We start from the raw sequence: 12,010 nt of genomic DNA, 5'->3' as shown, positions 1-12,010 counted from the left end.
CCAAAAGCTCAGCTCCTTTTAAACCGTATCCATAGGTTTTATTTTGTTTTTCATCGCAAAGTATCGTTTGACATCTTCGATCATCTGGTTAATGTGGTTGACCATGGCTGCCTCAGCTCGTTCCGGTGAACCAGAAGCCACTGCCTCCAATATTTCCTGGTGATCTACAACGAGTTCGCTTCCAACGGTTCGCCGAATGTACGCCGTCTCCAAGAAATCACGACTAGTCTCCCATACCAGTTCGACGGCATGCAGCAAGATCTGGTTCTGAGCTGCATAAGCCAGAAGTCTATGAAACTCCCGATCTTCTTCATACGGAATCATATTATCTGCCAGCCTGCGGTTCTGTACCGCAATCGACTCTTTCAGCAACTCAATATATTCCTTCGTAGCTCGCTGAGCAGCTAATGAAGCAATCTCCCTCTCGAGTGCTCTTCTTGCTACAAGAACGTCCAGCAGTGCTTTCTCACCTGAGTGGTTTAACATCTGGATAAAGCGCATGTTTACACTTTTTTGCTGCAATTCACGCTCAATTGTCTTCATCCGTTCTTGTCCTTCTTCTGTCAGTACTCTTCCCTTACGTCCTTGAAGTACCGTATACCCGTCAACATCCAACTCCATCAATCTTCGACCAATCGTCGCCTGACTCAAATTATGGCTTTTGCCAAGCGTATGTACGAGCGTGCTTGCACCAATAGGAGCGCTGGCCTCATGAAGCTGCTTCAGCAATTCATATTCTAGCTCTAATTCCAATAACTCAGGAGACATTTGATCCCCTCCCTTATATTCTCTCTATATTGCTGTTACTCACTGATGATTAACAAAATTATAACGTCATCTTTTACATATTTCAACAAATCTTATCTAATTAGTATGAATTTTTTAATAAAATGTAATTTTCAGCTAAAATTTTCAATATTGTTTGTAAGTAGTCTAACATAAAAACAAATAAACCGCGCTTGGCGCGGTTTATTTGTTCATCTTTAAACTGTTTTCCTGCTTAATCAATCTTCACCGGTAACTTACCACCAGCCTCAAGCTGACCAAGCAACACCTTAATGCCTGCTAACGTATTAGGCTCCTGCTTCCCGTACACAGCCAAGGCTGAGCGCGCGTTCTGCAGATAGATCGTCTCATATGGGTTTCCAAGAGATAACAACGTATATCGCTGACTACGCCTGTTCATCTCATCAATCAAGACCTGGTAATCGTTCCAGCCGAACTCACTAGCCACATTACGGAACTGATAAGAAGCAAGAATCACGTAATCTGCCTTGGCAATCGCTTGTAGTGTTTCCTTTGAATTGCCTTGACGCATAACGAATATGCTCGTTTGGAGCGACAGGTTGCTGGCCGATTGTTGGAGTTGTCTCTCCAGCTGCTGCGCCTGCTGTTCATCGGCTGCAACTATCGCAACCTGATCACCTTTGTTTATTGAATCAACGCGCTTCCCTTCTCGACTAGCCAAGACAGTAACTGCTTGCTCGGCAATTTCCCGTTCCACGGTGCGATGCTGACTCGATCCGATAACCCGGTTCAGTTCTGCTAGCTTAACCGAGAGTGACGGACTGCGTTCAAATAATCCATATTGGAATTTAGCTTCCAAGATTCGCGTGACAGACGCTTGGATGGTTTCTTTCGGGATTGTACCCTTCATCACTGCGTTTACCAATGTTTGATGTGCTGCTGCTGAATCTTTTGGCATCAGGATGATGTCTACCCCAGCGGAAACTGCACGTTCTACCGCCTTATTCTCTCCAAAATGCTCCGCAATCGCCTTCATCGTAAAAGCATCTGAGATGATCAGTCCATCATATCCAAGTTCATCGCGAAGTAGACCCGTAAGAACCTTCTTGGATAATGTAGCGGGTACCGGTACTTTTTGGCCATCTTTTAGAGAAGTCATTTGCTCATTATCGATCGCAGGGAACGCAATGTGTGCAGTCATGATCATATCGACCCCATTGTTAATGGCATCTCTGAACGGCTTCAGTTCGACGGCATCCAGTCGTTCTCGCGGATGTGTCAACACCGGCATACCCAGATGAGAATCTATCGCTGTATCCCCGTGACCTGGAAAATGCTTCACTGCGGCAATGACGCCTGATTCCCTTAAGCCCTTAATCATGGCAAGACCAAACCGTGACACCAATTCAGCATTCGAGCCAAAGGATCTTATCCCGATAATCGGATTGTCTGGATTGCTGTTAATGTCGAGAACAGGTGCAAAATTAACCTGAATCCCTAGGGCCTTCAGTTCCTCTCCAGTCAATTGAGCTGCAGATTCAGCTAGCGCTGTACTTCCAGTTGCACCGAGTGCCATCTGTCCCGGCAGATTCGTACCTCCTGGAATTCTTTTAATGACGCCGCCTTCTTGATCAATACCAAGGAATAGCGGAATGTCACCTGCTTCTGCCTGCAGATCATGTGTAAACGTAGCTACTTGCCTTGCATCCACGATATTTTTGTCAAAAAGAATAAGTCCACCTAGATCCTGATCATGGATATCCCGCTTCAGACCTTCATGTACCGTCGTCGTGACTTTACCATTCCATTGCCTAATGTCTGGCATCAGCATTTGACCAACTTGTTCACTTAACGTCATATACGAGATCAATTTATCCCAGTCTTGAGCCTGTATAGCTTGTTCACGCTCAAAGCGGATAACACGCGACATAAATACGGCATATTCAGCGCGTGTGACGGAGCGATTCGGCCGATAGGTTCCGTCTGCGTATCCGCCAACCAAACCATTGGAGCTTAACATGAGAATTGGTGCAGCTGCCCAATGAGACTCCGTATCTGTCCAACTTGCAGGTTGCTTCCCTTCTTCCAAGGGATAGGATCGCGTAAGGAATGCTGCCGTTTCAGCACGGCTAATGGGTGCATTAGGGCGAAAGGTACCATCTGGGAACCCACTCGCCAGTCCATTCTTGGCAGCTATCGTAATTTCGCGATAGAAGGGATGTGTCGTTGGAACATCTGAGTAATTGCCCCCTTGCACAGGCTGTTGAAGTTCGTCTGGATATAACTCTCGCACCATAAAAGTGACAGCTTGCGCCCTCGTTACAGACTTCTCCGGCTGAAATATTCCGTTACCGTAGCCAGCTACTGTCCCGCGTTCAGCCATATACTGAATGCCATCTTCTGCCCACTTGGAATACTGTAAATCCGTAAATCGTGACTCTGCGCCTGCGTTTCCTGCCCATAAGAGCATGGAACCAAGGATCGTACTTAGTAGTGTCATGCATTTTACAAACATCTGGTTTCCACTCCTGTTGCTGTTCTATTCATCCTATTTAGACGCTATGTGTACATATTTTGTTGCTCTTACATTTCATTTTCTAGTTCTACATACGCAGATCACCGGACACGATGCAATTCTTCCAATCCGGCGATAATATGTAAATTATAAAATATTAATATTACAGATGATGATTGAAACAAGTTATAATGGTTCACAGCAACTGAAAATAAACTGGTTAAGGAAGAGTATTAACCATCAAGTTTGGAGAATGTCACATGTTACTGATTAATATTACACTCGTTATGATTGTGCTTGGTCTTCTTTTAGGTTTTGTTGGTGCTGGAGGTTCCGGATTCATTATCTCTGTTCTCACCGTAGTCTTTGGATACCCGATACATGTCGCATTGGGAACCGCTTTGGCAGCAATGTTTTTCTCCTCTCTATCTGGTTCGATTAGCCATTATCGGGAGGGAAATGCCGTTCTAAAAACAGGCGCGATTGTAGGCTTAGCAGGAGCAGCAGGTGCCTGGGTCAGCTCTGGCTGGTCATCCTTCATTCCTGAAGATCGGTTAGGTATGTTGACGTCCATCATGCTCTTTGCATCAGGGCTTGCGTTATGGTTAAGGTTAATTCTTGTCTCCCGTCGTCCAACGATTACTAAAGAACATGCCTCAACAAAGACTAGCGAAGTCAGGTACTGGTTGTATGCCATTCTGATTGGTCTAGTTACTGGCATGTTATCCGGGCTATTTGGTATTGGTTCCACACCATTTATACAGTTGGGTCTTATGCTGCTGTTAGGGATGTCAATGCGTTATGCGGCAGGTACAACGATGCTCGTAATCATTCCTATTGCACTAGCCGGTGGTGCCGGTTATATGAAGATCGGTTACCTCGATCTGCAATTGCTGCTGGCTGTTGTGATCGGAACCATGTCCGGTTCATATGTCGGAGCCAAATTTACGAAACGCGTACCTGCAGTGTGGCTCAAAACAAGCATGGTGATCACTCCCATGATTGGAGCTTCGATACTGTGGCTGTAAACCAAACGAAAGATCCATTGACATAAGTCAATGGATCTTATTGAGTGAGAGCATAGCGATCTGCCTCTATACATGACAGAACACCTAAGTTAATGATGTAGCACTAAGCCATTCCTTATTAACAGACACACTTGCTTAATAAGCTACTACTTTCTGCAAAGTCCGTATGCTTTCCTCCAGAAACTCTTTATTTTGCTCAATTCCTCTATTCTTACACCATACTACTGCGCTGAAAGCATCATAAAAATCATAAAATGGAATTACTCTTTCCAAGTCGATCATTGGACGAATCGTTTGATACCCCTCAATGTATGCGGATTTCATGTGCGGATTCACTTCCCATATGTATCGATTCATTTTGGTGAATTCTATTTCAGTGGAACCTGCTCGCGCAGGCAGTTGCCCAATATTTATAAACAGTGAAAAAGCCTGCTGGCTTCTCTTCCAATCCTTAAGAGAGAACAGCAGGCTTTTATTTATCCTTTTACACCACCGATTGTCATACCTTGTACAAAGTACTTCTGCAGGAACGGATAAACCATAAGTATAGGAACACTTGCAATAATGGTCATCGTTGCTCGAATGGACGTCGGCGTAACCGCTGTCCCACTGCTCTCGGCAGATTGATACGCATCGCTTGCCGTTGCTGTGGCTGCAGTTGTTGACGTTTGCAAAATTTTCATCAATTCATACTGTAAGGTACTAAGCTCTTTATTGGAAGAGTTGTACAGGAACACATCAAACCACGAGTTCCATTGTCCCACTGCCACAAAGAGTGATACGGTTGCCATCGCAGGAATGGTTAATGGAAGCACAACGCGGATAAAGGTCGTAAACTCTCCTGCTCCGTCAATACGCGCCGACTCCAGAATACCTTCGGGAAGTCCCTCAATAAAGGATCGAATGACGATCATATTGAATACACCGATCACACCCGGAATGATATACACCCAGAAGGAGCCAATGAGTCCAAGATCACGGATCAACAGATAACCTGGAATCAATCCCCCACTAAAGTACATCGTGAATACAAAGAACATCGTTACAAACTTACGAAGCACAAACTCTTGACGACTGACCGTATAAGCCAACATCGCTGTACAGAACACGGATACCACCGTACCAATCACCGTCCGCAGTGCCGAGATTAGCGTAGCGTGATAGATATCCGATTCACCGAAAATATACTTATAATTATCCAATGTCCACACCCGTGGCCATAGATAGATTCCACCACGAATGGCATCATTCGCATCGTTAAAGGATACGGCAATCATATTAATAAATGGATAGATAGTTACGATCATCAGGCACACCATGAAGGTAATGTTTATGGTGTCAAACGCCCGATCCCCTGTGCTGCTATTACGCAGTCGGGACGGTTTTCCTTTTCGCATGGTATTGGCCTCCTTTTAGAATAATCTGCTTTCTCCCATTTTTTTCGCTATAAAGTTCGCGGAGAAAAGGAAGATGAAGCTGACTACGGTTTTGAAGATGCCTGCTGCTGTACCCAAGGAAAAGTTCCCCATTCCCAAACCATATTTCAGTACAAAGATATCCAGGTTCTCCGAATAGTCCATGTTCATCCCGTTACCCAGCAAATATTGTGGTTCGAATCCTGACTCAAGGATACTCCCCATATTCATAATCAACAAGATCACAATAACGGGCTTCAAGCCGGGCAGTGTGATATATAACATCCGTTTGAATCGACTAGCTCCGTCAATCTCGGCAGCTTCATATTGAGCAGGATCAATGGCTGTAATGGCGGCCAAATAGATGATCGTATTCCAACCGACATCCTTCCATACTTCTGTGGCTCCTAAAATCCCCCAGAAGTACTCCCCTTTCCCCATCCACAAGATTGGACTATCAATCAGGTGAAGCTTCGTAAGAAGCAGATTGATAATACCATCGGGTGACAGAACGGTTAGCACAATACTTGAAGCGACTACCCAAGAAATAAAGTGTGGCAGATAACTGACCGTTTGTACAAACCGTTTAAAGATTACATTTTTCAACTCATTCAACAAAAGAGCCAGCGTGATGGCTGTTACGAATCCGAGCACGAGTTTGATCGAGCTCATCACCAGCGTATTTCGCAGCACTCGGTAGAATGTATTGTCCTCAAACAATATACTGAAATGATGCCATCCTACCCATTGCTGATCCGAGAAGGATCTCGCTGGTTTGAAATTCTGAAAAGCCATGGTCCATCCCCATAGAGGCAGGTATTTGAAAATAAAAGCCCATATGACGAACGGTATACACATCAAGGCCAGCGTTCGTTGCTGCACAAGCCGTTTAAAGAACGAATTCGCTTTGATTCCCTTTGGTTCCGAAGCCGGAGGCATCGACTGAAGGGGTACATTTGGTTTCTCCACGTTGAACCTGCTCCTTTCCTATGCTGTTATTCATGCGCGAGAGAAGGCTGATGTCCGATTCTCTAGTTTTCTCCCGCGCATGTAACAGTTTGTTTACAGCGTTCTTCTTACCATTTGCCTGCTACACGATCCTGTACAATTTTCGTAATGGTCGCTTCGTAGCCTGCTTTGTCCAGTTTACTCAGCTCAGCCATGTAGGAATCCCACAGTTTGCTGAAGTTCTCCGGTGTTCCCAGAATCATCTCCGGCAAATATTTACGCTGAAGATCATCTGATTTGGTCGTGAAGATCTGTTCAGGTGATCCTTGCTCCAGTGCAATGGACCATGCAGGGAACCAAGGCCGTTCTTCAGGCTTGTTAAACAATTCACTAAACGTTTGGATGCCATAGGCGTCTAGGAATTTCTTGTCTCCTTCCGTGTATGACGCTGCAGCTACCTCAGGCTGGTTGCCTGGGCTGTATGCGTTTCCATCAGACAGTGTAGATTCACCACCATAACGCGGCCAGTCTGTACCAAAATAAGTGAATCCGAATTTACGGCTCAGTTCTAGATCATCATGAGCTTTGCGCTGATCGTCATCGGCAAAATAGAATCGTCCATTCTCGTCCACGCTATACGTCTCGTCCTTGATACCCCACTGTACTAAGATCTGATTCTCTTCCTTAAGCAGGTTATCAAAATATTGAATGATACGAACGGGATCTTTGGCATTAACTGTAATGCCAGTTGCATAATTGTTTACGAACCCAGGAGGGTCGATATATTGATCCTTGATGCTTTCATCAAACACAATCGGGAGCGGAGCATATCGTTTCTCATCAATCCCTGCCGCTAGCAGGTTTTTGGTTGCGTCTCCGATCTGCCAGCCGTAATTGAAGTAACCTAGGACACGGCCTGAAGTCAGCTTCGCCAAATATTGGTCTTTGTTCATTGTGAATGATTCTGGATCAAGCATGCCTTTAGCATTGATTTCGTTCAGCTTCTGAATCCATTTTTTCTGTTCATCGGTTCCAGCAACCACTTTAGCTTCATGTGTATTCATATCGACCATGACGCTACCATCATTCGGATATCCGGCTAGATGCATGGCAGGATTCTGCAAGGTGAAGAAGTTGTTAGCTACTCCCGCGAGTGATACAAAACCGATGGTATCCGCACCATCAACAGTTGGATGCTTCTCCTTGTAATCCTCAATTAGATCAAAGTATTCATCCAATGTGGTGATTTTGGGATAGTTGAATTCCTTAAGTACAGAGCGCTGAATCCAGAACGCCCCGCCGCCTACGTTTGGATTACCAGAGTATTCGCCCTGATTGGCTGTGTACGGAAGCGCATAGATTTTTCCATCCTCTGCATTTCTCATTTTGTCAAAATACGGTCCATATACCCTCTTAATATTCGGTCCGTACTCTTCAATGAGATCATCCAAAGGAATGTAGGCTCCAGCATCTAATAACTTGGACATCTCACCACTGGAGCTGATGACATCTGGGTAATCTCCACTGGCGATCATAACCCCTGCTTTGGTAGCACTATCACCGACAAGGTATTCCATCTTAAAGTCCACACCCGTCTGTTCTTGCAATTCTTTACCGATCCTTGTCTCACTTGCCAATGTATCCTTCTTGCCTGGAGAGAACATGTAATACGAGAATGTGACTGGGCTGTTGTCATCCTCCGTTGGCGTTGAAGGTGACGAAGACGAATTGTTCTGACTGCATCCAGCCAGCAAAGCCATGAGTACTACGGCTAAACCTGCCGTTTTCAATTTTGGTTTCACCATGTGTGAAATTTCCCCCGTTCGTGTGGTCTGAATGGTTGCGATTACCATTTGCCTGCTACACGATCCTTCACTGCTTGCGTTATCGTGTCTTCGTATGTTTTTTTGTTCAATTGATTCATTTGCCCCATATATTCATTCCACGTGTTCTCAAAGCTTGTAGGCGATTCCATGATCATTTTCGGTAAATATTTCTTCTGTAGATCATCTGACTTGGTAATAAAAATCTGTTCAGGTGAACCCTGCTCCAGTGCAATAGACCATGCAGGAGACCAAGGTCGTTCATCCGGCGTACTGAACAATTCCGCAAATGTTTCCACGCCGTACTTCTCTAGCAGCAATTTGTCACCATCGGTATAACTGAAGGTGGCCACTTCCGGCTGGTTTCCCGGACCATACGCATTTCCATCCTCTAACAGAGAGTTATTGCCATACCGCGGCCAGCTGTAGTTGAAATAATCAAAGCCAAATTTCTGACTCAGTTCGGGATCTTCGTGGTATCTGCGCTGCTCATCATTCTCGAAATAGAAACGTCCTTCATCATTCACGCTATACGTCTCATCTTGAATGCCCCACTGAACGAGAATCTGATTCTCTTCCTTGAGCAGGTTGTCAAAATACTTGATAATCCGTACCGGATCTTCAGCATTCACGCTTATCCCGATGCCGTAGTTGTTCACAAAACCAGGCGGATCGATATACTGATCCTTGACGTTGTTATCAAATACGATAGGGAGTGCCACATAGCGTTTGTCATCATTGCCGGCTTTCTTAAGGTTGCTCGTCGCATCACCAACCTGCCAAGAATAACTAAAGTATCCAAGCACTCGACCTGACGTCAATTTAGCAAGGTATTGATCTCGGTTCATCGTAAAGGATTCTGGATCGAACATACCTTGAGCATTGACCTCACTAAGCTTCTGAATCCATTGTTTCTGGTAATCTGAACCCGCTACGAGTTTAGCTTCATGGCTCTCCATATCTACCATCACGCTGCCGTCATTCGGGTAACCTGCCAAGTGCATCGCTGGATTCTGCAAGGTGAAGAAGCTGCTTGGTTCACCCGCAAGTGTGGCGAAGCCAATGGTCTCCTTGCCGTCGATCTGAGGATACTTCTGTTTGTATTGTTCGATTAAGTCGAAATATTCGTCCAAAGTCTTGATTTTGGGATAGTTGAATTCTTTGAGCACAGCACGTTGGATGTAGAAACCCGTCTGGAAATTAGGCTCTGACACATACCCGATGTTCGCGGTGTATGGGAAGAAGTAGATTTGACCATCCTCTTGTCTGAACTTGTCCATATCAGGCCCGTATACTCGCTTGATGTTAGGTCCGTACTCTTCAATCAGCTCATCCAGTGGGATGAATGCCCCTGCATCCATCAATTTCGCCATTTCACCACTAGAGTCAATAATGTCTGGATAATCACCGCTCGCAATCATGACACCAGCTTTCGTAGCACTGTCACCCACTAAATATTCCATTTTCCAATCTACGCCTGTCTGTTCCTGAAGCTTCTTACCAATCGTCGTATCACTTGCTAAGATGTCCTTCTTACCCCCGCCAAACGTGAAGTATTTGAACGTAACCGGTGAGTTGTCATTGCTGTCTGGGGAAGTAGCTTCTGGACTGGCTTTGTTACAACCCGCAATGGTGACGGCGAGCAAGATAGCTAGGCCTGTAATCAGTGTTTTCTTTCTAAACATGCAGCAGATGCCCCCTTTGAATAGTCTTAGTGTCTGTGGCACTCTCAATATATCAAGATAGCGCTTTCAAAGTTACCCATGAAAGTGTACCTTCTGCTTAGAAAAGTATATCCAGCTTCTTCACTCGTCTCGAATTCGCTCTGGATCAAGTGGCAATGTAATTTGAATATGTGTTCCTTCTCCTTCCCAAGTCTGAATATGGAATGAGAAATCATCTTTGTAGCACAGTTTTAAGCGGCTATATGCATTCTTCATACCGACATGTTCACCCATATCTGTGTTTTGATCCAGATAACTCAGCAATTCCTCCAAGCGAGCAGGTGACATGCCTATTCCATTATCCTGCAAAGAGATATGAAGACGATCATGCTCGGCGGAAACCAGCAGTTCAATGAAACCTTCGTCTGGGCTTGACTCAATCCCGTGGATACTTGCATTTTCAACAAACGGAAGAATGACCATCTTAGGAATTCGATACATAAGTATGGCCGGATCTGCTTCAATACGATATTGAAGCTTTTCGCCGAAGCGGTACTTTTGAATTTGCAGGAAACTCTCGATTAACTCCAGTTCTTCCTTCACCGTCACATCATGCTGATTCCAACTGATGGACTTCCGGAACATCTTAGCCATGTGATGCACTATTTTGGCTGTCTCCTTCTCGCCCTTGATCAGACTTCGCATCCGAACAGATTCAAGCGTATTGAATAGGAAATGTGGATTAATCTGACTATGGAGTGCGTGAAGCTGCGCTTGCTGTTGCTTCAGCTCCAGATCTTTTTTCTGTATATCCGCTAAGTAAACTTCATCAATTAGATTACGGATCGTCTCGGTCATGCGATTGAATTCCATCGTAAGTTGACCAATCTCATCCCTAGCGTTTTCAGGCGGAATCGTCTGGAAATTCTGTGTTTTTACTTTTTTCATATGCTTAAGAATCCGTACGAGTCGGACATGAATGGATCTGGACATCGCTGCAATGATGATTGTAGGCAACACAAAATTGATGCAAGCAAGCCAGACGACGAATGCACGTGATTTGCGCACCTCACGTAATACAATTTCTTCATCCATAACGCCTTGCAGTGACCAGCCCTCCAAATAGTTAATACCTGTGAATGTACGTTCAAACTGAATTATTTTGTTCGGAAACTGGATATTGCTGTACAGCTCCCCCAGCTGAGGGTCTATCGTTTGCGGTTCGTTGGAGAAGCGGATGTGCCCTCCCGGATCGAGCAGATAGACGTCCCCATCAAAACCACTGTTGCGAAAATGCTCTTTAATTAGATCCATATTTAGGTCGATCTTGAGAAGCTGTTCTATCCCGCCGGTGTCCAGGTTGTCGAGCCTCTGTACCAGACTTAACATCTGATCGGCTGCAATCAATGCAGGATAAGGAGCGGAATGCGACTGAAACTGCTGGTACCAATTTGCTCTACGTACACCCTCGGTCAAGCGTTCAATATATCCTGAAGATAATACGGTAGGATTATCCGTGTATACTTGATACCAGCGGATTCCCTGGCTTAACTTACCGGAGAATTCTCCTTTTAGATATGAATTGTAAGCATCTATATATTCAAAATGACTGCGGAATGTGCGGGAGAGTGTGTCATTGAAGACAGGGTCAGCATACAACGAATAAGACAAGCCCACACCTTGATCTATCGTTACACGAAGATCATTTTTGAGATTGTTCAAGGCAACTCCCGCATCACGTGTTTTCTGGCTACGTATATTGGCGGTAGTCACATTGTAGAAGACAACGTTCGTAACAACGATGGGAATGAACACAGACAGTACATACATAAGTAGCAGCTTGTCCCGAAGTTTCATGTAATTCAGGTTC

General features: G+C 44.9%; 9 protein-coding genes. 1 reads left to right on the top strand and 8 read right to left on the bottom strand.

All coding sequences use genetic code 11. The features are described from left to right. Nucleotides 1-18: 18 nt before the first annotated feature. A complete protein-coding gene (locus ASD24_RS01665) occupies nucleotides 19-768 on the bottom strand; it encodes an FCD domain-containing protein (RefSeq protein ID WP_056690530.1) in 750 nt (249 codons plus the stop codon). A gap of 232 nt (nucleotides 769-1,000) precedes the next feature. Beyond that, nucleotides 1,001-3,262 (bottom strand): glycoside hydrolase family 3 N-terminal domain-containing protein, encoded by a 2,262-nt coding sequence (locus ASD24_RS01660; RefSeq protein WP_056690527.1) that lies wholly within the window; start codon nucleotides 3,260-3,262, stop codon nucleotides 1,001-1,003. Nucleotides 3,263-3,522: 260 nt separating this feature from the next. Between ASD24_RS01660 and ASD24_RS01655 the strand changes: the two genes are divergently transcribed. Further along, nucleotides 3,523-4,290, top strand: coding sequence for a sulfite exporter TauE/SafE family protein (locus ASD24_RS01655; protein WP_056690524.1), 768 nt, complete (start codon nucleotides 3,523-3,525; stop codon nucleotides 4,288-4,290). A 135-nt stretch (nucleotides 4,291-4,425) separates the two neighbouring features. Here ASD24_RS01655 and ASD24_RS30850 read toward each other — a convergent pair whose 3' ends face one another. The 6 genes from ASD24_RS30850 to ASD24_RS01625 all read right to left on the bottom strand — a co-directional run bounded on the left by ASD24_RS30850 (nucleotide 4,426) and on the right by ASD24_RS01625 (nucleotide 11,997). Then, nucleotides 4,426-4,647 carry a hypothetical protein gene (locus ASD24_RS30850; RefSeq protein ID WP_235540263.1) on the bottom strand — a complete coding sequence of 74 codons (222 nt, stop codon included), beginning with the start codon at nucleotides 4,645-4,647 and terminating at the stop codon, nucleotides 4,426-4,428. 119 nt (nucleotides 4,648-4,766) lie between these two features. Next, the gene (locus ASD24_RS01645) at nucleotides 4,767-5,687 is read right to left on the bottom strand and encodes a carbohydrate ABC transporter permease (protein ID WP_056690518.1); all 921 of its coding nucleotides are present in this window, start codon (nucleotides 5,685-5,687) and stop codon (nucleotides 4,767-4,769) included. Nucleotides 5,688-5,702: 15 nt separating this feature from the next. Next, nucleotides 5,703-6,644, bottom strand: a complete 942-nt coding sequence (locus tag ASD24_RS01640; protein ID WP_056692468.1) for an ABC transporter permease — start codon at nucleotides 6,642-6,644, stop codon at nucleotides 5,703-5,705. 137 nt (nucleotides 6,645-6,781) lie between these two features. Beyond that, nucleotides 6,782-8,458, bottom strand: coding sequence for an ABC transporter substrate-binding protein (locus tag ASD24_RS01635; RefSeq protein WP_056690515.1), 1,677 nt, complete (start codon nucleotides 8,456-8,458; stop codon nucleotides 6,782-6,784). Between the two features lie 41 nt (nucleotides 8,459-8,499). Further along, nucleotides 8,500-10,161 carry an ABC transporter substrate-binding protein gene (locus ASD24_RS01630; protein ID WP_056690512.1) on the bottom strand — a complete coding sequence of 554 codons (1,662 nt, stop codon included), beginning with the start codon at nucleotides 10,159-10,161 and terminating at the stop codon, nucleotides 8,500-8,502. A gap of 120 nt (nucleotides 10,162-10,281) precedes the next feature. Next, the gene (locus ASD24_RS01625; protein ID WP_235540261.1) at nucleotides 10,282-11,997 is read right to left on the bottom strand and encodes a cache domain-containing sensor histidine kinase; all 1,716 of its coding nucleotides are present in this window, start codon (nucleotides 11,995-11,997) and stop codon (nucleotides 10,282-10,284) included. Nucleotides 11,998-12,010 lie beyond the last annotated feature (13 nt).

Origin of the sequence: Paenibacillus sp. Root52 (genome assembly GCF_001426865.1) — a bacterium.
In the GTDB taxonomy this organism is placed as follows: domain Bacteria; phylum Bacillota; class Bacilli; order Paenibacillales; family Paenibacillaceae; genus Paenibacillus.
The sequence above is the reverse complement of the archived record's forward strand: the minus strand, read 5'-3'. Positions and strand labels throughout refer to the sequence as shown.

Excerpts from the sequence above, each read along its gene's own strand:
- ASD24_RS01655 (WP_056690524.1), top strand. The coding sequence starts at position 3,523 with ATGTTACTGATTAATATTACACTCGTTATGATTGTGCTTGGTCTTCTT.
- ASD24_RS01640 (WP_056692468.1), bottom strand. The coding sequence starts at position 6,644 with ATGCCTCCGGCTTCGGAACCAAAGGGAATCAAAGCGAATTCGTTCTTT.
- ASD24_RS01630 (WP_056690512.1), bottom strand. The coding sequence starts at position 10,161 with ATGTTTAGAAAGAAAACACTGATTACAGGCCTAGCTATCTTGCTCGCC.
- ASD24_RS01660 (WP_056690527.1), bottom strand. The coding sequence starts at position 3,262 with ATGTTTGTAAAATGCATGACACTACTAAGTACGATCCTTGGTTCCATG.
- ASD24_RS01635 (WP_056690515.1), bottom strand. The coding sequence starts at position 8,458 with ATGGTGAAACCAAAATTGAAAACGGCAGGTTTAGCCGTAGTACTCATG.
- ASD24_RS01625 (WP_235540261.1), bottom strand. The coding sequence starts at position 11,997 with ATGAAACTTCGGGACAAGCTGCTACTTATGTATGTACTGTCTGTGTTC.
- ASD24_RS01645 (WP_056690518.1), bottom strand. The coding sequence starts at position 5,687 with ATGCGAAAAGGAAAACCGTCCCGACTGCGTAATAGCAGCACAGGGGAT.
- ASD24_RS01665 (WP_056690530.1), bottom strand. The coding sequence starts at position 768 with ATGTCTCCTGAGTTATTGGAATTAGAGCTAGAATATGAATTGCTGAAG.
- ASD24_RS30850 (WP_235540263.1), bottom strand. The coding sequence starts at position 4,647 with ATGAATCGATACATATGGGAAGTGAATCCGCACATGAAATCCGCATAC.